The sequence below is a fragment of the Hymenobacter sp. BRD128 genome (genome assembly GCF_013256625.1).
Lineage (GTDB): Bacteria > Bacteroidota > Bacteroidia > Cytophagales > Hymenobacteraceae > Hymenobacter.
The window spans coordinates 4,342,248-4,364,985 of record NZ_CP053908.1 but is presented as its reverse complement, the minus strand read 5'-3'; the positions used below and the strand labels follow the sequence as shown (position 1 = coordinate 4,364,985).

The 22,738-nt window shown below is 60.1% G+C and carries 28 protein-coding genes; 11 read left to right on the top strand and 17 right to left on the bottom strand.

The genetic code is table 11. The features are described from left to right. The first annotated feature begins 89 nt into the window (after positions 1 to 89). Positions 90 to 767 carry a haloacid dehalogenase type II gene (locus GKZ68_RS19360; protein WP_173117697.1) on the top strand — a complete coding sequence of 226 codons (678 nt, stop codon included), beginning with the start codon at positions 90 to 92 and terminating at the stop codon, positions 765 to 767. A 77-nt stretch (positions 768 to 844) separates the two neighbouring features. Then, positions 845 to 967, top strand: a complete 123-nt coding sequence (locus GKZ68_RS22455; protein ID WP_302051999.1) for a hypothetical protein — start codon at positions 845 to 847, stop codon at positions 965 to 967. Positions 968 to 1,177: 210 nt separating this feature from the next. On the opposite strand, the gene GKZ68_RS19355 is transcribed toward GKZ68_RS22455, so the two are convergent. The 12 genes from GKZ68_RS19355 to GKZ68_RS19300 form a co-directional block, all read right to left on the bottom strand. Further along, positions 1,178 to 1,585, bottom strand: coding sequence for a GNAT family N-acetyltransferase (locus tag GKZ68_RS19355; RefSeq protein ID WP_302052019.1), 408 nt, complete (start codon positions 1,583 to 1,585; stop codon positions 1,178 to 1,180). Positions 1,586 to 1,772: 187 nt separating this feature from the next. Next, complete coding sequence (locus tag GKZ68_RS19350; RefSeq protein ID WP_173117695.1) at positions 1,773 to 2,372, bottom strand: carboxymuconolactone decarboxylase family protein; 600 nt, start codon at positions 2,370 to 2,372, stop codon at positions 1,773 to 1,775. Between the two features lie 118 nt (positions 2,373 to 2,490). Beyond that, entirely contained in the window at positions 2,491 to 3,399 is a 909-nt protein-coding gene (locus tag GKZ68_RS19345; protein ID WP_173117693.1) for a bestrophin family protein, read from the bottom strand. A 367-nt stretch (positions 3,400 to 3,766) separates the two neighbouring features. Further along, on the bottom strand, positions 3,767 to 4,504 hold the full coding sequence (locus GKZ68_RS19340; protein WP_173117691.1) for an SDR family oxidoreductase: 738 nt from the start codon (positions 4,502 to 4,504) through the stop codon (positions 3,767 to 3,769). A 76-nt stretch (positions 4,505 to 4,580) separates the two neighbouring features. After that, entirely contained in the window at positions 4,581 to 5,471 is an 891-nt protein-coding gene (locus tag GKZ68_RS19335; RefSeq protein WP_173117689.1) for an AraC family transcriptional regulator, read from the bottom strand. Next, positions 5,455 to 5,862 (bottom strand): DUF4260 domain-containing protein, encoded by a 408-nt coding sequence (locus GKZ68_RS19330; protein WP_173117687.1) that lies wholly within the window; start codon positions 5,860 to 5,862, stop codon positions 5,455 to 5,457. The genes GKZ68_RS19335 and GKZ68_RS19330 overlap by 17 nt, the downstream gene beginning before the upstream one ends. Before the next feature lie 105 nt (positions 5,863 to 5,967). Beyond that, complete coding sequence (locus GKZ68_RS19325; protein WP_173117685.1) at positions 5,968 to 6,552, bottom strand: Crp/Fnr family transcriptional regulator; 585 nt, start codon at positions 6,550 to 6,552, stop codon at positions 5,968 to 5,970. Between the two features lie 335 nt (positions 6,553 to 6,887). Next, a complete protein-coding gene (locus GKZ68_RS19320; protein WP_173117683.1) occupies positions 6,888 to 7,130 on the bottom strand; it encodes a hypothetical protein in 243 nt (80 codons plus the stop codon). A gap of 182 nt (positions 7,131 to 7,312) precedes the next feature. Next, positions 7,313 to 7,687 carry a DUF5615 family PIN-like protein gene (locus GKZ68_RS19315; RefSeq protein ID WP_217275278.1) on the bottom strand — a complete coding sequence of 125 codons (375 nt, stop codon included), beginning with the start codon at positions 7,685 to 7,687 and terminating at the stop codon, positions 7,313 to 7,315. Further along, entirely contained in the window at positions 7,684 to 7,929 is a 246-nt protein-coding gene (locus GKZ68_RS19310; protein WP_173117681.1) for a DUF433 domain-containing protein, read from the bottom strand. Before GKZ68_RS19310 ends, GKZ68_RS19315 begins: the two co-directional genes overlap by 4 nt. 241 nt (positions 7,930 to 8,170) lie before the next feature. Continuing rightward, complete coding sequence (locus GKZ68_RS19305) at positions 8,171 to 8,710, bottom strand: hypothetical protein (protein ID WP_173117679.1); 540 nt, start codon at positions 8,708 to 8,710, stop codon at positions 8,171 to 8,173. A gap of 63 nt (positions 8,711 to 8,773) precedes the next feature. Further along, positions 8,774 to 11,149 (bottom strand): ribonucleoside-diphosphate reductase subunit alpha, encoded by a 2,376-nt coding sequence (locus GKZ68_RS19300; protein WP_173117677.1) that lies wholly within the window; start codon positions 11,147 to 11,149, stop codon positions 8,774 to 8,776. 423 nt (positions 11,150 to 11,572) lie between these two features. On the opposite strand from GKZ68_RS19300, the gene GKZ68_RS19295 reads away from it, so the two are divergent. Next, positions 11,573 to 12,025 carry a hypothetical protein gene (locus GKZ68_RS19295; RefSeq protein ID WP_173117675.1) on the top strand — a complete coding sequence of 151 codons (453 nt, stop codon included), beginning with the start codon at positions 11,573 to 11,575 and terminating at the stop codon, positions 12,023 to 12,025. Further along, on the top strand, positions 12,022 to 12,819 hold the full coding sequence (locus GKZ68_RS19290; RefSeq protein WP_173117673.1) for a glycosyltransferase: 798 nt from the start codon (positions 12,022 to 12,024) through the stop codon (positions 12,817 to 12,819). Before GKZ68_RS19295 ends, GKZ68_RS19290 begins: the two co-directional genes overlap by 4 nt. Before the next feature lie 161 nt (positions 12,820 to 12,980). On the opposite strand, the gene GKZ68_RS19285 is transcribed toward GKZ68_RS19290, so the two are convergent. Then, positions 12,981 to 13,940 (bottom strand): ribonucleoside-diphosphate reductase small subunit, encoded by a 960-nt coding sequence (locus tag GKZ68_RS19285; protein WP_173117671.1) that lies wholly within the window; start codon positions 13,938 to 13,940, stop codon positions 12,981 to 12,983. A 436-nt stretch (positions 13,941 to 14,376) separates the two neighbouring features. Between GKZ68_RS19285 and rplU the strand changes: the two genes are divergently transcribed. From rplU to GKZ68_RS22820, 5 genes are all read left to right on the top strand, one after another. Then, complete coding sequence (gene rplU, locus GKZ68_RS19280; protein WP_173117669.1) at positions 14,377 to 14,682, top strand: 50S ribosomal protein L21; 306 nt, start codon at positions 14,377 to 14,379, stop codon at positions 14,680 to 14,682. 97 nt (positions 14,683 to 14,779) lie between these two features. Next, positions 14,780 to 15,055, top strand: a complete 276-nt coding sequence (rpmA, locus tag GKZ68_RS19275) for a 50S ribosomal protein L27 (protein ID WP_173117667.1) — start codon at positions 14,780 to 14,782, stop codon at positions 15,053 to 15,055. Positions 15,056 to 15,124: 69 nt separating this feature from the next. Next, positions 15,125 to 15,520, top strand: a complete 396-nt coding sequence (locus GKZ68_RS19270) for a transposase (protein ID WP_173117665.1) — start codon at positions 15,125 to 15,127, stop codon at positions 15,518 to 15,520. Positions 15,521 to 15,802: 282 nt separating this feature from the next. Then, positions 15,803 to 16,309, top strand: coding sequence for a hypothetical protein (locus GKZ68_RS19265; RefSeq protein ID WP_173116998.1), 507 nt, complete (start codon positions 15,803 to 15,805; stop codon positions 16,307 to 16,309). Beyond that, positions 16,267 to 16,767, top strand: coding sequence for a transposase (locus GKZ68_RS22820; protein WP_173117663.1), 501 nt, complete (start codon positions 16,267 to 16,269; stop codon positions 16,765 to 16,767). The genes GKZ68_RS19265 and GKZ68_RS22820 overlap by 43 nt, the downstream gene beginning before the upstream one ends. Here the strand turns inward: GKZ68_RS22820 and GKZ68_RS19255 are convergent. The 4 genes from GKZ68_RS19255 to hemW all read right to left on the bottom strand — a co-directional run bounded on the left by GKZ68_RS19255 (position 16,748) and on the right by hemW (position 20,060). Further along, positions 16,748 to 17,683, bottom strand: a complete 936-nt coding sequence (locus GKZ68_RS19255) for a glycosyltransferase family 8 protein (RefSeq protein ID WP_173117661.1) — start codon at positions 17,681 to 17,683, stop codon at positions 16,748 to 16,750. The two genes, GKZ68_RS22820 and GKZ68_RS19255, sit on opposite strands and share 20 nt — an antisense overlap. 100 nt (positions 17,684 to 17,783) lie before the next feature. Continuing rightward, entirely contained in the window at positions 17,784 to 18,431 is a 648-nt protein-coding gene (locus GKZ68_RS19250) for an alpha/beta hydrolase (RefSeq protein WP_173117659.1), read from the bottom strand. Further along, positions 18,428 to 18,844 carry a hypothetical protein gene (locus tag GKZ68_RS19245; protein WP_173117657.1) on the bottom strand — a complete coding sequence of 139 codons (417 nt, stop codon included), beginning with the start codon at positions 18,842 to 18,844 and terminating at the stop codon, positions 18,428 to 18,430. The genes GKZ68_RS19250 and GKZ68_RS19245 overlap by 4 nt, the downstream gene beginning before the upstream one ends. 61 nt (positions 18,845 to 18,905) lie before the next feature. Further along, positions 18,906 to 20,060 (bottom strand): radical SAM family heme chaperone HemW, encoded by a 1,155-nt coding sequence (hemW, locus tag GKZ68_RS19240; RefSeq protein ID WP_173117655.1) that lies wholly within the window; start codon positions 20,058 to 20,060, stop codon positions 18,906 to 18,908. A gap of 124 nt (positions 20,061 to 20,184) precedes the next feature. Between hemW and GKZ68_RS19235 the strand changes: the two genes are divergently transcribed. Together GKZ68_RS19235 and GKZ68_RS19230 are read left to right on the top strand one after the other, a co-directional pair. After that, the gene (locus GKZ68_RS19235; protein WP_173117653.1) at positions 20,185 to 22,086 is read left to right on the top strand and encodes a BamA/TamA family outer membrane protein; all 1,902 of its coding nucleotides are present in this window, start codon (positions 20,185 to 20,187) and stop codon (positions 22,084 to 22,086) included. A gap of 199 nt (positions 22,087 to 22,285) precedes the next feature. Then, complete coding sequence (locus GKZ68_RS19230; RefSeq protein ID WP_173117651.1) at positions 22,286 to 22,675, top strand: Hsp20/alpha crystallin family protein; 390 nt, start codon at positions 22,286 to 22,288, stop codon at positions 22,673 to 22,675. Positions 22,676 to 22,738: the final 63 nt, after the last annotated feature.

The window sequence follows — 22,738 nt, the reverse complement described above, 5'->3', positions numbered from 1 at the left end:
CTGCCCGGCGGCCTAACCCACGCGCGCCGGCCAGCGCCGCGCCAAACAACTTTGCCCCCCGCCCGCCGTACTCTTTAATCTTTATCGCGATGGCTAGCCCTGCCCTATCTCTGCCGTTTCGCCGGCCGGAGGTCATTTTTTTTGACGTCAACGAAACGCTGCTCGACATGAGTCCGCTGAAGGCCGCAGTGACCAGCGCGTTCGCTGACAAAGCGGCGTTTGGCCAGTGGTTTGGCCTGTTGCTGCAACACTCCCTGGTGGCTACCGTTACCGACGCGTATTTCAGCTTTGGCACCATTGCCGACGCGGCCCTCGACATGACGGCCCATATGCTGCAAACCAAGCCCCTCAGCCAGGAAGCCAAGCAGGCGCTGACGGCGCTGCTCACCAAGCTGCCCGCCCACGCCGACGTGCCCGCCGGGCTAGCCCGGCTGCAAGCCGCCGGCTACCGCCTCCTGGCCCTCACCAATTCGCCGCCCGCCACCCTGGCCGCGCAGCTGCGCTTTGCCGGCCTCACCGACTACTTCGAGCAGGCCCTGAGCATCGAGGCCGTGCGCCGCTACAAGCCCCACCCCGACACCTACCACTACGCCGCCCGGCAAGCCGGCGTGGCTCCCGCCCGGGCGATGCTGATAGCGGCCCACGGCTGGGATGTGGCCGGGGCGCTGCACGCCGGCTTACAGGCGGGCTTTCTGGCCCGGCCGGGCCAGACGCTTTATCCCCTGGCGCCTCCCCCACCTGCCAGGCCCCTACCCTGCCGGAGCTAGCCGGGCAGCTGGTCGGTTAGGCGAAACCGGGCCCGCGCCCGTATAGTACGCATACCTTTTCCCAACCCTTCAGCATTATGGCCACCACCGTCAAGACCCCTAGCCACACCGACCCCGCTACCAAGCAAAAAGAAGACGCCAACCAGACCACCATCAAGGACAAGCCCTCCGGCAAGAACGTGAAGACGCAGAAGAAATAACGGCGGCTCGTTAAATAAAAACCCGGCCCGCTTTCGCGGGCCGGGTTTTTTTGTGGCTGCTTACAAGAAATAAGCGCGCGTTAAGCATTAAAGAGAAGCTGTTCAGGAAACGAGTCGAAGCCGGCAGCCTGGGCAGACTGCTGGCTTTTCAGCCGGCAGCCCGCGGCCGGCCCGCTTCTTAAACGTCTTCGGCACCCCACGTTCCACAACCTATTGCCCGGGGCTCTGCAGCTTCGGGTCGGCGGCCGGCTCCACGGTGCGCTCGAAGCGCAGGCGGCTGTTTACGTCGGTGCCCACGGAGGTGAAGCCGTTGGCGAGCAGCACGCGCTGCGAAGTCAGGTTTTCGGGCTCGGTGTGGGCCACCAGCCGGCGCACCTGGCCGGTAGCGGCCGCCTGCTGCACCAGCCCGGCCACCAGCTCGGTGCCCAAGCCCTGGCCGCGCCAGTCGGCCGCAATCGAGTAGCCCATTTCGACGCAACCCTGGGCGTCGGGCGGCCCCATGAAACCGCCCGTGCCCACCAACGTGCGGGGCGTGGCGCCCTCGGCCTTGCGCAGGGCATACCAGTTGTACCAGCCGGCGGCGGCGCGCCCCCGGCGATGAGTTTTTCGAGAAAGTATTCCATGGCCGCGCGGTCGTACTCGCCGGGCGGCCAGTCGGTGGGCAAAGCCGCTCCCAGCAGCGTCGGGAAATACTGCGGCTTGTGCAGCTCGGCCGTGAGCAGGGCCCGGCTGGCGGCCAGAATCTGGAGCCGGGGCGTTTGGGTGATGAGCGGAATCATAGCGAGTCTATACGCAGCCAGGCAGATTAGTTGGCGGCCGGCGCCGGCACGGTGAAGGTATTGAGCAGCCCGCTGATAGTCATGTAGTGCCCGGCCAGGTAAATCATATCCACCATCCCCTTCTCGCCGAAGGTCACGATAGCCCGCTCATACAGCTCGGTATCAATCTGGTGCCTGGCCGTGAGGCGCTGGGTAACGTCAAAGGCTACGCTTTCTTCTGGGGCTAGCCCGGTGGGTTTTTGCCCGGCTACCAGCGCCCGGATGGTTGCCTCGTCGAAGCCCGCTTTTTCGGCCACGGCGGCGTGGGCATATAGCTCGTAGGCCGCCTGCCAGGCAGCGCCCACGGTCAGAATCACGACCTGCCGCACTTTCTCACTCAGCGAGGATTCCTTGCCTTCGGTGGCAGTCATGCCCATGAGGGCCTGGCTAAGGAGCGGGCTGCGCAGCATGGCGTTGAAAGGCCCGATAAGCCGGCCGGCGTAAGTATCGGCCCGAAAGCCGGACTTGTTAGCCCAGGGCACCATCGTACCCCGGAGCTGGTCGTAGAGTATTTTCTGGTCCGAGTCGAGGGTATCGGGGCTGAGCAGGGCCAGCCGCCCGCCAAGGTTTTCTTCAAAAGAGGCCATGAAGCAGCGCGTGAGTTAGCGAGTGAGTAGTGGGGCAATACGCAGAACTCTCTGCCGGCAGCCATGCGGCCAGCCACCGGCGGCACCGGCCCCTCTTTCCAGCCCCCACTGGCTAGCCCTAGTCGAAGAGGTAGCGACCGGGGCGCGCGGGGGCCGGCGGCGCTGGCTCACCGGCCATCTCCAGCAGCGTAGATTCGATAAAATAGCTCATTGCATTCAGGGCCAAAGCGTTTGCTCCTAACCCAAAAGGCTCTTCCAGCTCGCGCATAATAGCATCGAGCGCCATAAACGTGTAGCCCACAAATACCACGATAAGCGGCGTGGCCCAGCCCGTGCTATCAACCAGGCCAAATGGCAGCAGAAAGCAGTACAGGTATACCGTGCGGTGCAAAATCACGCTGTAGGTGTACGGGATGGGCGTGCCGGCTAGCCGCTCGCAGGCGCCTACGATGTCGGACAGTTGGTTGAGGTTGTGGTCGAAGGCCAGCTGCTGGGTAGTATCGAGCTGCCCCGCTTCGCGCCCGTGCTGCACCCAGCGGCCCAGCTCCAGCAGAAGCCGGATGGGCTGAAAGGTGGCGGCCAGCACCGCCCCTACCAGCGGGGGCGGCAGCAGCCGCGCCATATCGGCGGCCGCGTCGGTGCGCCGCAGCTGGTGCTTGAGGGCATACGTGAAGGCAATGAGCAGCCGCACGAAAGACGTAGCGCCGGGCAGGGCGCCCAGCGTGAGGGCCTGGCGGGCTAGCGAGCGGGCAGTATTCAACAGGGCACCCCACTGCTTGCGCCCTTCCCAAAACCGGTCGTAGCTGGCATTATTATAAAAGCCCAGGAAGATGGCCAGCGTGACGCCAAACAAGGTAAACGGCGCGGCCGTGAGCGGCACCTTGTAGTGTAGTAGCCGGCCGTGGGCATATACCACGGCTACCGACAGCCCCAGCAGCACGCCCAGGCGCGGTAGTATCTGCGGCAGCACCGAGCCGTGCCACACGAATAGCAACTGCCACCAATTGTCTTTGTCCCGAATTATCATGGCTGCTGATACGAATCGCGCGCCGAAAAGGGGCTACGCCCGCTTATGGTCTTCACCGCAAAAGAGGCCATCTGTTGCTAAATTTTTCCTCGGTCACGACCCGGAGCTGGTCACCGGCGTTTTTTTTGCACGGCGGCGGCCTGGGCTTGGCCGGCATCTTTGCGGGCGTTTGCACGGCTCCGCAAGCGGAAATGTTGCTGACCAGACTGCGTACCGATAACGCGCTAGCCTTCAGCCCCTGGCTTTATCCCTGCCCAGCCGACCAGAACGCGCCCCGTAGTTGCTGCGCGGGTAGTAGCTCCCCAAAACACGCCAGCCGCTACCAAAGCGGCAGCGGCTGGGTACCAAATGAGACTCGCCGCCCCGGCTACCAGGGGCTGATGCCGGTTTCGGGCGCGTTATCGTCGCTGAAAAACTGGCTGGTCGGGCCGTCGGGGCCCAGCACGGCGGCTTTCACCAGGCGGGCGGCGGCGTCTTGCACGCTGCCGGGGCCGCTGTGGTGGTTGAAGTCGGTGGCGGTGTAGCCGGGGTCCACGGCGTTCACCTTGAAAGGTGTGTCGCGCAGCTCGTAGGCCAGCATGATGGTGTAGGCATTCAGGGCCGCCTTGGAGGGCTGATAGGCGGCGCCCTTCACCGGGTAGTACTTCCAGCTAGGGTCATTGTGCAGCGTGAGCGAGCCCAGGCCCGAGGTGACGTTGACGATGCGCGGCGCCGGCGACTGCCGCAGCAGGTCAAGAAAGGCCTGCGTCACCGCGATTACCCCAAACACGTTGGTGTCAAACACCTCCCGGATGGTGTTGAGGCTGGTACTCGAAGCCGGCTGCACCATGCCGCCCAAAATGCCGGCATTGTTGATAAGCACGTCGAGCACCGGCGTTTTCTGGCCCAGCGTTTCGCGGGCCGCAGCGATGGAGTCGCTGCTCGTTACGTCGAGTTGAATGGGCTCTACGTTGGCTAGCCCTTCGGCCTTGAGCTGGGCTACGGCCTGCTGGCCGTTGTGGGCGTCGCGGCTGCCCAGGTACACATAGTAGCCTTGCTGGAGAAGCTGGCGGGCAGCTTCGAGGCCGATGCTTTTATTGGCGCCGGTAATGAGGACGGTTTTCATGGTGGCTGTTGGTCAGTTGATTAACAGCACAAAATTACCGGGCCCTAGCGGGGCGGCTGGCACCCATTTCGCGGTATTACTGGTACATTTTGCGGATGCTGGCGCGGTACTCGGCCGGCGTCTGGCCGGTTTCGCGCTTGAAGAAGCGGTTGAAGTACGAGGCATCCGAAAAGCCCAGGTCGTAGGCCAGCTCTTTGAGCGACTGCGGGGTGTAGAACAGCAGGCGCTTGGCCTCCAGCACCAGCCGCTCGTGCAGGTGCTTGATGGCCGACTTGCCGCTCTGGGCCTTCACCACCTCGCTCAGGTGCCCCGCCGAAATGTGCAGCAGCTCGGCGTAGGCGCTCACCTCGTGCAGCTCCCGAAAATTTTCCTCAATGTGCGCCTGGTAAGCTTTCAGCAGTCGCTGGTCGGCCGACGGCTCGCCGCCCGGAAACTGCTCGGTGTAGAGCCGGCTCAGGTAGGTGAGCAGCACCAGCAGGTAGGCGCTCAGCATCTGGTGCTGCCACTCGCCGGGGCGCTGGTGCTCGGCTTCGAGCTTGGCCAGCAGGTCGTCTATCACGGCTTCGTCGGCCGGCGTCAGGCGCAGCTCGTGCCCGTGCTGCGGATTCTGGATGAGCGGCAGGCTGCGCAGGGCCGCGTTTTGCTGCAAGGCCAGAAACTCGCTTGTAAACTGGAGCCGGGTGCCCCAGAAGGGCGTCGGCTCCTCCTTCACCAGCAGCTGGCTGGGGCTCGAAAAGTACAGCGCGTGGTCCTGGCGCACGTAGGGCACGGCATCGACCCAGTGCCGGCCGCGGGTGCGCTTCGTAAACACGAGCATGTAATAGGCCTTGCGGTGCGGCAGCAGCACGTCGGCCTCGTAGGGCAGCTCGCCCGCCGAGCGCACCAGCGAGAAGAAGCTGCTCCCGGTTAGCTCGTCGGGCTCAAACGGGTATATCGGTACCGGCGGCCGGCTACTGAGCGTCTGCATACCCCAAATTTAGGGCCGGCGCCGGGCTAGCCGCGGCGGGCGCTTTGCCCGCCCGGCCCAGGTGCGTATCCTGAAAGCCGGTGGCGTACTTAAGGCCGTAGCCCAGCAGCCGGTCGAAGGCGCTGTGAAACAGCAGCACCGTGCCGGCCAGTACCAGAGTGGGCTGCCCCAGCAGCCACCCCGCCACGCCCATGGCTATCGCCGTGGCCTTGTGGTGCACCAGGTTGTAGCTGGCGGCGCCCACGCGCGGGCCGGCCAGGTAGCCCAGCATGCTCAGGTCGGGCAGCAAAAAGGTGGCGGGCAGCACCCACCAGGCAAACGGCAGGTGGGCGAATACAAACACGGCCAGCAGCATTTCGGCCAGCTCTTCGGTTTTCAACAGCGATTTCATGGACGTAGCAGAGGTTTTTGAGTGGTAAAATTCAATACCCAAAATTCCGCCCGCCGCTAGCCCCTTGGCGATAACAAAAGCTAAGAAATACCGCGCGCCCCGCCCCTACCGCTCGCGCGCCACCCGCGCCCGGATGCGACTCAGCGACACGGGCGTGACGCCGAGGTAATTGGCCACCAGGTGCTGCGGAATGCGCGCCAGAATCTTGGTTTTGCCGCTGGCCAGCAGCGCCCGGTAGCGCTCCTCGGGCGAGAGCATGAGCTGCTCGACGAGGCGGGCATCGGTGCCCAGCAGGTGGTACTCGGCCAGCACCCGCCCGAACCGCTCGTAGGCCGGGCACTCGTCGTAGAGCCGCCGCAGCACCGCGTAGTCGAACACCACCAGCTCCGTATCGGTCAGGGCCTGGATGTTGAGCTGGCTCGGCTGGCCCGACAGGCAGCTCGGGTAGTCGGCCAGCAAGTGGTTTTCGAAGAAGAAATACGTGGTGCGCTCCTCGCCGCTGGGCCGCAGGTAGTAGAGCCGACAGCTCCCCTGGAGCACCAAGGCGATTTCGGGCCGGTACTCGCCAGCCTGCACAAAGTGCTGGCCCCGCGCCAGGTGGCACGGCCGCAGGGCCCTAGCCAGCAGCTGCCACTCGGCCTCGGTGAGGGCGGGCACGAAGCGGCGCAGGTAAGCAAGCAATGGATGCATGAATGAAAGGCTAGCCAGGTGCCAAAGCTACTGCGTGCGCAAACGGCCCATCGTCAATAGCCCCCGCGCCATCAATGGTTGCCGAAGCCACTATTTCCCGGCGGCTCAGCTTCCCAGCGCGCCCCGCCCGCTCGCCCCCAAAACACGGCAGCCGCTACCGGGGGGCAGCGGCTGGGGATACGTGGTACTAAGCGTCCTAGGAAGCTTGCTTGTACTCAGCAGTTGGCGGCAGCTTGCCTATCTTCTTCAAGTAGACAAATAACTCCCGCTTCGTCAATGGCCCGCTGATGCGGCCGGCCTCCCATTCTTCGGGGGTTTTGCCATTCATCGAGAGGTTACTCGGTTTCTTCGGCGAGTCGTCGGAGGATAACGTCTTGGATGGTTTCATAACTAGGGAGGTTTACGTCATCGACAACGAGCTGCTGCCCGGTGATGGTAAAAATAACGGAAATAAACTTGCGGCGGTTCGTATAGCCCGTTACCTCAATTTGCCCATTGGCTTGCAGGTAGGTTTGGGCACGTTCCGATACTTCTATCAAGTCGGTTATCTCGTCTAGCTCAATGCTGACGCTGTGCAACCAATTCAGATTGAGCTTACCGAAATCAATATCGTAGTTCGTGAACATACCGCAAAGCTACCGCCCCGCCCGCCCGCCGCCGAAGCCGGCGTTTCCAAGCGGCTAGGGTACCCCCTGCGCCCCGCCCGCTAGCCCCCAAAAACACGGCAGCCGCTACCGGGGGCGGCAGCGGCTGGGGAAGCTCAGCGGTGTGTAACCAGTAGCGTTCGCGACAACTCCACGTAGGAATGGTGCGCGAACACTTTGGTAAGCTGCGGCAGGAACTGCCGAAATAGCTCTAGCAAATCGGGCGTGCTGATATTACCAGTTGACACGAGCAGTAGTTTATATGGCTGACCTTGCAGCAGAAAGCTATTGACAAAGTCTGCATCCTTCGTAATTACTACGCGCTTTTCTTCCATTGACACCCGGCTAATGCTACCATCCTGCGTCCGGTTGGCTGCCGGTAAATCGAGGGTGTGCAGGCTGTCGAAACCCGCATGGAAAGCCAGCCAGCGCGCCAACTGCCTTGGCAATTGGGCATCGACTAGTACGCGCAGTGGCGCTGGCTGGCTCACGAGGCCAGCCGGTAGATGGAGCGCACTTGCAGCATATCGGCCGCGTAGGCCTGGCAGGCGCGAAGGTCTTCGGCTTCCAGGTCTTCATAGTCAGCTAGAATTTCGGCCTCCGTCATGCCCGAAGCCAGGTATTCGAGCACGTTTTGCACCGGATAGCGCAGGCCGCGCACCGTGGGCTGCCCGTGGCAGATATTGGGGTCAATGGTGATACGCGGGTGTGCCGCCGAAGCTACAGTTGCCATGCTACTAAGATACCGCCCCGTCCCCTAGTCCCCAAAAACACGGCAGCCGCTACCGGGGCGGCAGCGGCTGGGAAGCTAAAGTAGTGTCACGCTAGACTTATCTAGTTGATGATGCTTTCTTAGGAGGCTCTTGAGTCGTATTGGGCTTTTCTTTTGGTTTCTCAGGAGGAAGAGAGAAAGTAAACCCATCACCTTTGGGACTACTTTTAGTCGGCCGGTCGACAAACTTTTTCGCCATGATTTATTGCTTTGGCTTTTCTTGTGGAGGAGGATTTTGAGGCGGTTTAACTTGAGCCGGAAAAGTTAGCCCCCTAACCTCTTCTGGCCCTTGTCCCGGCTTCGTCTGGTAATCTGATTGCTTCGCCATCAAACTAAAGTTTAAGGTTACGTATGTGAGAAATGTTAAGACTGCTAGAATGAATAAGCCCGCACATGCAAGATTGTACCTATGTGTTACTTTATTCTGACGGTCAAACTTATCTGGATATGGATTTTGGGCAGATGAGGTGCTGGTAAAAATGTCAGCCGCTTTTACTGTTGACCGATGGGAGAATAAGTTGAGAACTAGTGATACAACGAAAAAAAACCAAGTAGCAGGCAATAGGGGTAAATAGACGGCCTCTTTCAGTGGTACCAAGTCTTTAACGAACCCCACTGTCAGCGTAAGACCACCCGCGTTCAAGCTTACTAATAGGGTTTCAAAATGCTCTTCTGCACTCTTTCGTCCTTCAGTAACCTGCTGTTTGAGCCAGTTATAATATTCTTCTTCCGAATCACTCATCTACCATTTGCTTAGCTAGCGATTATAAAAAAAGCCGGGAGTTAATAACTCCCGGCTTTTTTCTTACGAACCACACGCCTCGCAGGCGTCGGGGTTATCGAGCGAGCAGGCCATGTCGGCTTGGTTCTGGGCGTACATGGGCTCTAGGGTTTCGGCGGCTTGCTTTTCCACCGTGAACTTGATGGCGTCGGCGGCGGCTTTGGTGCGCAGGTAGTACATGCCGGTTTTGAGGCCGCGCTTCCAGCTGTGGAAGTGCATGCTGGTGAGCTTGCCGAAGTTGGGGTTCTGCACGTGCAGGTTCAGGCTCTGGCTCTGGCAGATGTAGGCGCCCCGGTCGGCGGCCATGTCGATGATGGTGCGCTGCGAAATCTCCCACACCGTCTTGTACAGGTCCTTGATGTGCTGCGGCACGCGGGCAATGCCCTGCACCGAGCCATTGGCCGCGATGATGTCCTGCTTCATCTGCTCGTTCCAGAGGCCCAGCTTCACGAGGTCCTTCAGCAGGTGCTTGTTCACCACCATAAACTCGCCGCTGAGCACGCGCCGCACGTAAATGTTGCTGGTGTAGGGCTCAAACGACTCGTTGTTGCCCAGAATCTGGGCGGTGCTGGCGGTGGGCATGGGCGCCACCAGCAGCGAGTTGCGCACACCGTGCTCCACTACCTGGCCGCGCAGCGTATCCCAATCCCAGCGGCCCGACTTGGGCGTCACGCCCCAGAGGTCAAACTGGAACTTGCCCTCGCTCAGGGGCGAGCCGGGGAAGGTTTCGTAGGCCCCGTCCTTCATGGCCAGGTCCTTCGAAGCCGTCATGGCCGCGAAGTAAATCGTCTCGAAGATGTCCTCGTTCAGGCCCTTGGCTTCGTCGCTCTCGAAGGGCATGCGCAGCGCGATAAACGTATCGGCCAGGCCCTGCACCCCTAGGCCGATGGGCCGGTGGCGGAAGTTGGAGCGCTCGGTTTCGGGCACCGGGTAGTAGTTCACGTCGATTACCTTGTTGAGGTTCAACGTAGTCTGGTAGGTGATTTCGAACAGCTTGTCGTGGTCGAAGCGCAGGTTGCCGTGGCTGTCTTCCACGAGGTAGCGGGGCAGCGCCAGCGAGGCGAGGTTGCACACCGCAATCTCGTCCTTGTCGGTGTACTCCATAATCTCGGTGCAGAGGTTGCTCGACTTAATCGTCCCTAGGTTCTGCTGGTTGCTCTTGCCGTTGGCGGCGTCCTTGAAGAGCATGTAGGGCGTGCCCGTCTCGGTCTGGCTTTCCAGGATGTGGAACCACAGCTCCTGCGCCTTGATGGTCTTGCGGCCGCGGCCCTCGCGCTCGTACTTGGTGTAGAGCTTCTCGAACTCGGGGCCCCAGGTGGTGTCGAGGCCGGGGCACTCGTGGGGGCACATCAGCGTCCAGTCGCCGTTGGCTTCCACGCGCTTCATGAACAGGTCGGGCGTCCAGAGGGCGTAAAACAAGTCGCGGGCGCGCATTTCCTCCTTGCCGTGGTTCTTCTTCAAGTCCAGGAATTCGAAAATATCAGCGTGCCAGGGCTCCAGGTAAATGGCGAACGCGCCCTTGCGCTTGCCGCCGCCCTGGTCCACGTAGCGGGCCGTGTCGTTAAACACCTTCAGCATCGGTACCAGGCCGTTGGAGTTGCCGTTGGTGCCCTTGATGTAGGAGCCCGTGGCGCGCACGTTGTGCACGGCCAGCCCGATGCCGCCCGCGCTCTGCGAAATCAGCGCGCAGTCCTTCAGCGTCTCGTAGATGCCCTCAATTGAGTCGTCCTTCACCGTCAGCAGGAAGCACGACGACATCTGCGGCTTGGGCGTGCCGGCGTTGAACAAGGTGGGGGTAGCGTGGGTCATCCAGCGCTCGCTCATCATGTTGTAGGTCTTGATGGCCGAGTCGATATCGTCCTTGTGGATGCCCACCGACACGCGCATCAGCATGTGCTGGGGCCGCTCCACCACCTTGCCATCGAGGCGCAGCAAATACGAGCGCTCCAGGGTCTTAAAACCGAAGAAATCGTAGTTGTAGTCGCGGTCGTAGATAATGGCCGAGTCCAGGGTGTGCGCGTGCTTGTGAATCACCTCCCACACGTCCTTGGCGATGAGCGAAGCGTTGTCGCCATTCTTGGGGTCCTCGTAGGTATACAGCCGCTTCATGGTGCTCGAAAACGACTTCGAGGTTACTTTGTGCAGGTTGCTCACCGCGATGCGCGCCGCCAGAATGGCGTAGTCGGGGTGCCGCGTGGTGAGCGACGCCGCCGTCTCCGCCGCCAGGTTGTCGAGCTCGATGGTCGTCACGCCATCGTAGATGCCGTCGATGACCTTCTTGGCCACCTCAATGGGCGACACGAAATTTTGATTAAGCCCGTAGCAAAGTTTTTCAATGCGGGCGGTGACTTTGTCGAACTTGACCGACTCGCGGCGGCCATCGCGTTTGATTACGAGCATATTATGAGGAGTGCTATGGTGGGCAAAGACTACTAATCTGGCTAGCCTCTCTTGCGAAGCTGCGGTGCTTTAAAGCCGGAAATTAGTTCCCATGTTTGGGGTAGCCAAGAGAAAAATTTAGAAGTTTTCCACATAGCCTGAAAATGAGGCTGCCGGGCCGTTTTTAAAATAAACCATCCGGCCACTCCGGCAAAAATTCGGCGCCCTCGGGTTATTTTGACTTATATCCAGCTACGTCGGGCGGCCATTTTCGCGGGGGCCCGATTCGGCAAGGCCTACCGGCTTCTGGCTAGCCGGCGTACTTTTGGGGAAGCTACGCCGGCCCGCGTCCTTTGCCAAGCCCGACTCATCCTCGCCTGGCAGCTACGCAATGTCCTTTCCACTCCCAATCCCCACTGGGCCATAGGTGCTAGCCAGGTAGTAATGAGTGAGGTAAACAAGAATATTCTGCTGGTAATCCCGTGCTTTGGCTTTGGCGGCGCTCAACAGGTTTTTCACGACCACAGCGTGGAGCTGGCCGCGCGGTTCAACGTGACCGAGTGCGTGTTCAACCTCGACTTGCCCGATGTGTACCCGAGCGGCAACCCGGTGGTGAGCCTGGAGGTGGGCGGCGGCGCCAGCGTGCTGGCTAAGCTGCAGAGCTTTTACCAGCGTTTGCAGCACCTCCGCAAAATCAAGCGCGAAAAAAATATTAACCTCAGCATCAGCCACCTGGAAGGCGCCGACTACGCCAACCTACTGAGCCGAGTAGGCGAGCGCACTATTGCCGTCATCCACGGCTCCAAGGTGCACGATGCCAACATAGCCGGCTGGCTGGGCTGGCTCCGGCAGCGGGTGCTGCTGCCCTTTTTCTACCGCCGCCCGACCACATCGTGACGGTGAGCCGGGAGCTGCGCCAGGAATTAATCGGCGCTTATGGCATTGCCCCCGAGCGCATTACGGTCATCAACAACTTCTTCCACATCGACCAGATGCTGGCCAAGGCGCACGAGCCCATTGAGCCGCAGTATGAGCAGCTGTTCAGCCAGCCCAATGTGCTGGTGACCTCGGGGCGGCTGACGGTGCAGAAGAATCAGCTGCCGCTGCTCGATGTCTTTGCGGCGCTGCGCCAGCGGCAGCCCGACAGTAAGCTGGTATTTCTGGGCGATGGCGAGCGCCGCGCGGCGCTGCTGGAGCGTACCCAGGAGCTGGGCCTGCGCGCCTACCAAGCCTGGAACAACGACCCGCTCGACCAGGAGTACGATGTGTACTACCTGGGCTTTCAGAAAAATCCGTTTCGCTACCTGCGGCGCGCCACGCTGTTCGTGTTTCCCTCCGATTGGGAGGGCTTCCCGCTAGCCTTGTGCGAAGCGATGGTGTGCGGCGTGCCGGTCGTGACGACTGACTGCCCAACGGGCCCCCGCGAAATCCTGGCCCCTACCACGCCGCCCACCCACGTAGCCACCACCACGGAATGGGCCGACTACGGCGTACTGATGCCCTTGCTCAGCGCTGATTTTCAGCAGTCTGCCTTGGCCGAGTGGGCCAATACGCTCTACCTGCTGCTACAGGACCCCGCCCGCCGGACTTATTACGCCCGGCAAGGGCAGCTGCGGGTGCAGGACTTTACTCCCGCCAAGATGATGCAGAAGTGGCTGCACATCATCGAGGACGTTTTTGCGCGAAAGTAGCCGCCAGGAGTCGCGCAGCCAACCCATTCGGTAGTCGCCACCGCTAGGGTATCTGCCTCGTGCCAGGGACGACTACGGTCCAGTGGAATTTAAGCCCTTAGCTAACGAAAGAAGCCCTGACTGCCGGCCGGCAGTCAGGGCTTCTTTCGTTAGCTAAGGGCTTAAAAATCCTCGTCGAGTGAGAAAGCGTTATCGGCCCGCTCACTCATCACGCCCGACTTCTGGTACTCGGCCACGCGCTTCTCGAAGAAGTTGGTTTTGCCCTGCACCGAAATCATTTCCATGAAATCGAAGGGGTTGGTGGCATTGTAAATCTTGGCGCACCCTAGCGACACCAGCAGGCGGTCGGCCACGAACTCGATGTACTGGCTCATGGTGCGCGCATTCATGCCAATGAGGCTCACCGGCAGCGCATCGGTTACGAACTCCTGCTCAATGGTCACCGCGTCGCGGATGATGGCGTGCACGCGCTCCTCGGGCAGCTTGTTTTCGAGGTAGCTGTAGAGCAGGCAGGCAAAGTCGCAGTGCAGTCCTTCATCGCGCGAAATCAGCTCGTTGGAAAACGTGAGGCCCGGCATCAGGCCGCGCTTCTTAAGCCAGAAGATGGAGCAGAACGAGCCCGAGAAAAAGATACCTTCTACGGCCGCGAAGGCAATGAGGCGCTCGGCGAAGTTGTCGGAGTTAATCCACGTCAGCGCCCACTGGCCTTTCTTCTGCACGGCGGGCACCGTTTCGAGAGCGTTGAAGAGATAGTCCTTTTCCTTGGGGTCTTTGATGTAGGTGTCAATCAGCAGCGAGTACGTTTCGCTGTGAATATTTTCCATCATAATCTGGAAGCCGTAGAAGCAGCGCGCCTCGGGCATCTGCACTTCCTGCATGAAGTTGATGGCCAGATTTTCGTTCACGATGCCATCGCTGGCGGCGAAGAACGCCAGCACGTGCTTAATGAAATGGCGTTCGTTGTCATTCAGGCCGTTCCAGTCTTTCTGGTCCTGCGAGAGGTCGATTTCCTCGGCCGTCCAGAACGAGGCTTCCGCCTTTTTATAAAACTCCCACACCTGCGGGTTTTGGATGGGGAAGAGGACGAAACGGTTGGGGTTTTCGGCGAGTAGGGGCTCCATAAAACGTAACGGGTTTCGGAATTAACGAAGTGACAAGCTAGCGGGCTAACCGAACCGGCTGGCGGTTGTTCGGCCCTGGCCCGACCGGTTTTCAAAGATAGCCGGGCAACCCCCTAGCCGAAAGCACCGTTTGCAATGGCCGGCTTTCACTGCCCGCGCCGCCTACTCTGAGTAGCGCATGAACTAAAAGAGGCAAAATTGCCGATTTATAGCTACTTATCCACATTCTTTCTGTGGATAACGTTGGTTGTCCACAAAAGCCCAGGTAACCTGTGCAGCTTCTTGCTTTCAGGCACTTAGCCACTGCGGTAGAAAATATGCTTGAACCAGCGCTATTTTTTGCCCAGTGAATGACGATTAATGACTTAGGTTTGGTTTTACCGAAAAGGCACCGTACTTTTGCGTTCCCTTTTGAGAAACCTCCAGCGGAAATAAGATGTACGCCATTGTCAATATCGCCGGCCAACAGACTAAGGTTGAGGCTAATAAATTTGTTTACGCCCAGCGTCTGGCCGGTAATGTCGGTGACTCGGTAGAGTTGGGCAAAGCCCTGCTGACCGACGACAACGGCACGCTCAGCATCGGTGCTCCCGAGCTGAACGTACTGGTGAAAGGCACCATCGTAGCCCACGTGCAGGGCGACAAAGTATTGGTGTTCAAGAAGAAGCGCCGCAAAGGATACAAGAAACTGAATGGCCACCGCCAGCAGTTCACCAAAGTTCTGATTAACAGCATCGGCTAGAAATTTTGAAGGGTGAATGTTGACTGTTGACTGCGCTAACCGCCATCATACTTCCTCATTCAGCACTTAAAATTCAGCATTCAATATTTAACTTACCATGGCACACAAAAAAGGCGTAGGCTCGTCAAACAACGGCCGTGAATCGCATAGCAAGCGCCTCGGCGTGAAAATCTTCGGTGGGCAGTCGCTCATCGCTGGCAACATCATCGTGCGTCAGCGTGGCACCAAGCACCACCCCGGCACCAACGTGGGCATCGGCAAAGACCACACGCTGTTTGCGCTGGTTGATGGCACCGTGCAGTTTAAGATTGGCCGCGGCGACCGTTCGTTCGTGTCGGTCGTGCCCGTAGCTCCCGAAGCTGCCGTTGCTTAATTGCTGCTTCGCCTAGTACAATGAAAAGGCTGCTCCTTACCGGAGCGGCCTTTTTTGCGTTGATTTGCAGTGCTGGTGCAGGCGGCTAGCGTGCAAGACCCCGTCGGCGCTACTGCGGTGCTGGCCGAGGCGAGGGCCAACGCGCCGCAGTTGCAGTTGCTCTGGGCTGACGCCCGCTACCAAGGGCCGTTAGTGGCCACGGCTGCCGCGGCACTGGGCCTGCGCGTGGAGGTGGTACGGGCCCCACACGGTACCAAGGGCTTCGTGGTGCTACCCCGGCGCTGGGTTGTGGAGCGCAATTTCGGTTGGCTCAGTAAGTACCGACGCGTGGCGGGCCGCGACTACGAGACCAATCCACTTGTGAGCGAGACGATTATCGAAGCCGGTTTCTGCCAGTTCATGTTGCGTCGATTAGTAAAATTTATCACTTATACATATTTATTTAAAATACTAAATGTTTGGTGAAAAAATCGATTGGCTAACAGCTTAATTTCTGGATGAGCCAGCGGCGGGTGCCAGCTCATTAAGTAGCTGGCTTACTCGTGCCACCTGACTTACGAACGTAAGGTGTAATTATCAGTACTACCTAATGAGAATGCTCCATGTGTCATCGCCACTAGCGAGGCTAATCAATCAGCTTATAGTGGATTAGCGAACGGTGTAGCTGCTTTTGGGTGCCTTGCGTAACTAGCTGCTAGGCAAGCTTATTCTTTGGATTTGCGCCAGCGCATCGTGCAGGCGTGTGCCGTGCCAGGTGCCCGACAGGTACAGGTGGCGGCTCGTTTCTGTGTGAGTGTGGCCTTTGTGGGCAAGCTGTTGCGCCGTCAGCGGCACACGGGCCCTGTGGCTGCGCGGCCCGGCCGGGGCGACCGCGCCCGCTACCTCGACGCGGCGGCGCACATCTGGCTCGTGGTTCAGGTGAAGCAGAGGCCGGACCAGACGCTGGCCAAATTGCGCACGGCTTGGGTAGCCGCCGGGGATGCCCCGTGTGTTTACCTGTTCTTTGGCGCGTGCTCGACGAGCACGGGCGGCGGCGCAAAAAAAAGCCTACATGCCACTGAGCGGGAAACTGAACGCGTGGGCCTGTTGCGCCAGCAGCATGTCGAAGCCATCGCGGCGCGTGTGGACGTAGGGCGGTTTCACTTTCTCAATGAGATCGGTCTGCGCTTGGACTATACCGGCGTTACGGCCGAGCTCGGGGCGGCCGGCGCGTGGGTGGGGCCGTGCCCTTGCGCCGCCCTACCTGCTCGCTGACGCTGATTGACGCCTTGTCCGTGAACGGGCTACATGGGGTACAGGTGCTGGAAGGAGCCTTGAATCAGCACAGTTTCGCTCTATACATCGCGCGCATCCTGGCCCCGCAATTACGGCGCGGGGACGTGCTAGTCCTCGATAACCTACGGGTGCACCACCTGACCGGGCTGCGGGAGTGGCTGGGGCAGCGCGGCATAGAAGTGCTGTTTCTGCCCCTTACTCGCCCGACTTTACCCCCATCCAGCAGGCCTGCAGCAAGCTCAAAACCAAGCTGCGCCAAGCCCAGGCGCGGACCCGCCAAGCGCTGGAAGAGGCCCTACATTCCACCATCGACTGGATTACCAGCTACGATGCGAAAGCATGGGTTAATCACTGCGGCTATCACGTACACCGTTCATGAATCCGCTATATGCTGGGATAATACTAAGCTGGCGCCCTTTATTGTAGTAAAGTCTTAATGCGTCGCCAACTCTTAGATAGTAATTCATTATCAGTATAAAAATTATTAAGTTTGAATTTTAGAATACGCATTAGTTGCGCTTTATTCACTATACGGTCTGTGTACTTTCCTTTGGTAGCATATGGGCTTTTCTTCAAATAAAAGTAATATAAGAACTTTAGCCGATTAGCACACTCCACAAGCCATGGCTTATTGCCTGTAGTAAAATGTATAATCACTTTGTCGGAGAGCAGAGCAGGTATAGCAGTTTTAGAAATAGGATTGGGAATGTAATTGAATTGTAAATTATATCTATTGCTCAACTTTTTCCAATTATTAACCAGCACTCCATTTAGCGCATCTTGGTCGGGCATAGCAATGCATTTTTCAGGGTTTTCATGCATAAATTCCAATGCACGCTCGGTAACTCGTTGATTTCGCCAATTTTGAACGTTGATAAGCAATACACCAGAGTTGAAGTACCCTTCCTCATCATAAATATTGAGGTACGAATGGTCGTAAGGCCAAGCATCGGTTACGGCGCCAACAGGATACGAACCTGTATCGGTGCTAGCTAGCTCTCGAAGGCTTTTTATAACAATAGTATCAACGTCTAAGTACACTAAATTTTTCAGACTTTCTTCGACTAATAATGGAAAAAATAATCTGTAAAAGATTGCCAAAGATTTGAAATGACTTTCTTTATGAATAAAAAGCTTATCGACGAAGCTTTTTTCTATAGTGTAAAATTTGACAATGGAATTGTTATTTTCGGCAAATTGATTAATTTCTTCTTTATCGAAGTCACTTATACCAGTAGCAATAGCATGAACTGCTATAGTATCCTGCTTATTATTCTCAAAAACAGAAGCCAATAAAGCATGAAAAGGAGGAAGATATTCCTTATCAAATGCAACAGCTATATTAATAATCATATTTTTTATTTTTCTTAGCGCTCGAGAACTTGACAAAGATAGTACCGTAAGGAGCGTTCGTCAGGTGACTTATAGTATCGGAGAGGTCCTTGAAAAGCTTTTAATTCTCGAGTCGAGAACTGAGTACCTGACTTACCTGGGCCGCGTGGCTCACGATGAGGAAATGCCCGGCGCCGGGCACCAGGTAGTCGATGCGGGCCGCCCCGGCTGGTAGCAGGCGGTCGCGGGTGCCGTGCAGGCGCACGGCGCTGGGCAAGCCGGGGCCGCGCCAGGCGAGCAGCTGCGTGGTAGCCCACCGGGCGAAAGCCGGGTCAGTATCGCGCAGTATCTGGCGCAGCAGGCGGTATTCGGTGCCGCCCCGCGCCCCAAAAAACCATTGGGCCAGCCGAGGCAGCCACTTTAGCAGGCCGAAGGGTACCAAATGATGTAGCCCCGTAGCGCCCGCCAGCCGCAGCAGGGGCGGCAGGTCGGATGGGCTACCCAGGCTGGAAACGAGCACCACCCGGGCCAGCGGCCGCAGCCGGGCTATTTCCTGCGCCAGCAGCCCGCCAAACGACACACCCACCAGCCAGCAGGACATATCGGCGGGCACGGCCTCGGCCAGGCGGGCGGCGTAGTGGGCCAGCGGCTCGGTGGGCGACTGCGGGGCTAGCCAGTTCAGCACGTGCACGGTGCCCGTTAGGCGCAGGCGCCGAAACACGCGCTCATCGGCCCCCAGGCCCGGAATGAGGTACCACGCTGGGCTCACGGGGCTAGCCGGGCGTAGATACCTTCGAGGTAGAAGATATTATGGGGCTGCGGGTCGTCGGCCTCGTCGGCATCGGCCGGGAAAGTGACGGCCAGCTTGAGGGCCACGCCGGGCAGCGCCACGGGCGGACTTTCTTCGCTGGTGTATTCGAGCAGGCAGGGCCATTGCTCGGTGGTGGCGAGGGCATCGGCTACTTCTTCGGCCAGGGTTTCGGCGCGGTCGCCGGCCACGCGCAGCAAGGTATCGAGGGCTTGAAAAGGCAGGCCGAGGTGGAAAAAATGGTCATCGTCGTCGCGAAACGTGGTGGCCCAGACGGTTACGTCGTCAGTATTGTCGAAGACGATGGCCGTGAGCTGGATTTGCTCCACAAAAAAGTCGTCGTTGCTGACCAGGGCATCGCTCAAAAGCTTCACGGCTGTGCAGGGGAAAGGTGGGACGAAGGAAACCGGCGGCCCGCCCGGCCGCCGCCGCAAGCTACGCCGCAGCGGCCGGCGCGGCGGCAAATAGTTCGAGCGTGATGTGGTCGGCCAGCAGCTTGCCGGCATCGGTGAGGCGCAGCACGTCGCCTTCCAGCGTAGCCATGCCCTGGGCCGTGAGGCTAGCCAGGTAGTCGGCACGCCCGGCTAGCAGGTTGAGGCCCAGCGCGTCGCGCAGATGCGCCAGGTCGCAGCCCCGGCTGGTGCGCAGGGTGGTGAGCAGGTATTCATTGGCCTGGTCGAGGGGCGAAAGCTGCTCCACGGTGGCCGGCACTTCGCCGCGCTCGAGCACGGCGGCTACGTACTGCGGGTTGTTGGCCACCGCGTACTGGCGGCTGCGGCCATCGAAGGAGTGCGCGCTCGGCCCCAGCCCCAGGTAAGGCACGCCGCGCCAGTAGTTTGAGTTGTGGCGGCTCTCGCGGCCGGGCCGGCAGAAGTTGCTGATTTCGTACTGCTCGTAGCCATTGGCCCGCAGCTGGCTCAGCAGCATTTCAAACTGCGTGGCCACAAATTCGTCGGGCGGCGCCACGAAGGTGCCTTTTTTCAGCCTTCGCCCGAAGGCCGTATCGGGCTCAATGGTGAGCGCGTAGGCCGACACGTGGGGCACGTTCAGGGCAAAGAGCCTAGCCAGGTCTTCCTGCCAGCTATCGTGGCTGGGGGCCGGCACGCCGTAAATCAAGTCAATCGAGATGTTTTCGAAGCCCGCCGCCTGCGCGGCCCGCACTGCCTGGCCCGACTCCTGGGCCGAGTGCGCGCGGTTCATGAGCCGCAAGTGCGGCTCGTGGAAGCTTTGCAGCCCAATGCTGAGGCGGTTGATGGGCGAGGCGGCCAGCTCGGCCAGCTTGGCGGGACTAAGGTCGTCGGGGTTAGCTTCGAGGGTAATCTCCGCCTGCGGCGCTACCGGAAAGTAGTTATGAATGGCCTCAAAAATGCGGGCTAGCTCATCGCCCGTGAGCAGCGAAGGCGTGCCGCCGCCGAAGTAAATAGTTTCGAGCGGCGCGGCCGGGTCGGGCAGGTAAGTTTGGCGCAGCGCCATTTCCTGCACCAACGCCTCCACAAACGGCCCTTTCAACCCGAGCGAAGTGCTGAAGTGGAAGTCGCAGTAGTGGCAGGCCTGCTTGCAAAACGGAATGTGAAGGTAGAGGCCGGGCATGAGTGAGTGGAAAGCGCGATTTTTGCGGGTGCGAATAGCTCATAACAGCCATCGTTCGCTCCGAATTCAACAAAAATCGGGCTCCTGAAATTAAAAACCGCCCGGCGCGTTTGCTCTCCCAACGATGGCCCGACTCGCTACCTTGTTTTTGCGCGGCTGCTGGCTGGTGCTGCTCCTGGGCGCCGGGCTGGCGCGCGCCCAAACGCCCGATGCCGGGCCGGGCGTGGCCGTGCCTAATGCGCCGGGGCTAGCCTCCCCGCCCCTGCCGCCGCGGGCTAGCCCTGCGCCGATGGCCCCGGCAGGCCCGGCCGCGCGCCAGCTGAGCCGGACCCGCAGCTTGAAAATTGACGTTGAGCCAGCTGGCCGGGCGCTGGTACGCCGCCTGCATCCGCGCGCCACGGTGCCCGACTCGCTCACGGCCCTGCGCACGGTGCGCGAGCTGGTGCTGGCCCTGCAAGCCGACGCCTACCTCACCGCCTCGGCCGATGAGCTGCACTGGGGCCGCGACACGGTGCGCGTGCGCCTCTACGTGGGCGAGCAGTTTCGCTGGGCGTACCTGCACAACGGCAACCTCGGCGACGGCCTGCTGACCCGCGCCGGCTACCGCGAAAAGTTCTTCCGCCGCACGCCCTGGCACCCGGCCGACTGGGCAGCCCTGCAGGAGCGCGTGCTCACGGAAGCTGAGAATCAGGGCTATCCGTTTGCCACCGTGGGCATTGACTCGCTGCGCATGAGCGGGCGCGATATCGCGGGCCGGGTGGTGCTCAAGCGGGGGCCGGCCGTGTATTTCGACTCGCTGCAAATAGTGGGCAGCAGCAAAACCAAGAAGCGCTTTCTCACTAAATATCTGCAGCTTACCCCCGGCCAACCTTATAGCCAGCAGCGCGTGGCCGCCGCCGCTGCCCTGCTGCGCCAGCTGCCCTACGTGCGCCTGCGCGCCGAGCCTGAGGTGCGCTTTGCCAAGAACCGGGCGCGGGTGTACCTGTTGCTCGACGAGCGGCCATCCAACCAGTTCGATGCCATTGTGGGGCTGCTGCCCAATAGCAACGGGGCTAGCGGCGTGCAGTTTACGGGCGATGTGACCATCAACCTGCGCAACCTGCGCGGCGGCGGCAAGCAGGTGGGCTTGCAGTGGCGCAAGACCGACGCCACCTCGCAGCTCTTGGATGCCAGCTACTTGCACCCTAATATTTTCGGCACGCCGCTCGAAGTGGGCGGCACGTTTAATTTGTATAAGCAAACGGGTAATTACCTCACCATCCGGCCGCGCCTTCAGGTGAGCTACCCCACGGCGCGGGCGGGCCGGCTCACGTTCTTTGCCGAGCAGCGCAGCTCGCGCCTGCTGCTCGACAGCGCGGCCTACGCCCAGCTCGGCACCCTGCCCAACTATGTCGATTCGGAATACAATTCCTACGGCCTGGGCTACTCGCGGGCCAACCTCGACGACCTGTATTTTCCGCACCGGGGGCTGTTTCTCAGTGCGCAGGGCGGCGTGGGCACCAAGACCATCCGGCGCAATGCCTCTATCAATGAGGCGCTTTACGACGGCGTAGCCCTGCGCTCGACGCAGTACAGCTTTAGTGGGCGGGCCGAGCGCTATTGGGCGCTGGGCCGGCAGGGGGTGCTGCTGGTGCGGGCGCGCGGCGAGGGCTTGTTCAACCAGCAGTTTTTCCTCAACGACCTGTTCCGGCTAGGGGGCCTCAACTCGCTGCGCGGCTTCCAAGAAAACCAGTTCTACACCAATGCCTACGGCGTGGGCACCATCGAGCTGCGGCAGTTTACCGGTCCCGAGGGCTACGTGTTCGTTTTTGCCGACCAGGCGGTGCTGCAAGCCTACACTTTTACTACTACCCAGCGCAGCACCCACGCCCTCGATTCGCCCACCGGGCTGGGTGCCGGCCTCAGCTTTCGCACGGCGGCCGGCCTGTTTCAGTTTGTGTACTCGGTGGGCCGGTCGGAGTTTCTGAATACGACGTTCTCGCTGACTAACTCGAAGATTCACTTTGGTTTGACGAGCCGGTTCTAACGAAAGTAGGTGCGAAGCACCGGCTTTGTGTTGCGCTTTCTGCCACTTCGGCGGACTTTCGGCCAGGGTGTCACTTTCGGGGTAACTGACTGGATAGAAAGCAGTCATAACGACTGAAAGCCAGTGCGCCCGGAGCTTTGTGGAAGCTGGTACGGGGTTTGATTAAACAGACCCGAAGCCACTACTAAGGCTCGTTGTTATGAAACTTATCAGCCGCGAATTTATCCGTACTATCGCCCCCCAGCTCGATTTGCTGAACACTATCGGCGGCGGCGTGGCCCAGCCCAAGTTGCGCGTGAACGAGCGACCCAAGGGGGTGGTGCTGCACGTGGCCATGCCCAGCGTGCCGGCCGAAAGCTTTCACGTGGTGCTCAAAGACAGCAAGCTCACCGTGTATGGCGAGTTCCGCCATACGCCCGAGGACCAGCTGGCCGCGCCGCTCTTCGTGCAAACACTCGACCTGCCCCATAACCTTGACCTGACGGGCATCAACGCCACTCACGACAACGGGGAGCTGCGCGTGGCCATCCCGTTTCGCGATGCGGAGGCTAGCCAGCCCCGCGAGATTGACATTCAGCCGGGCAGCTAGGCTGCCCGGCCCGTCGATACGGCCGGGACCGACCGGCCACTTTCTTCCTCCGCGATAACGCCG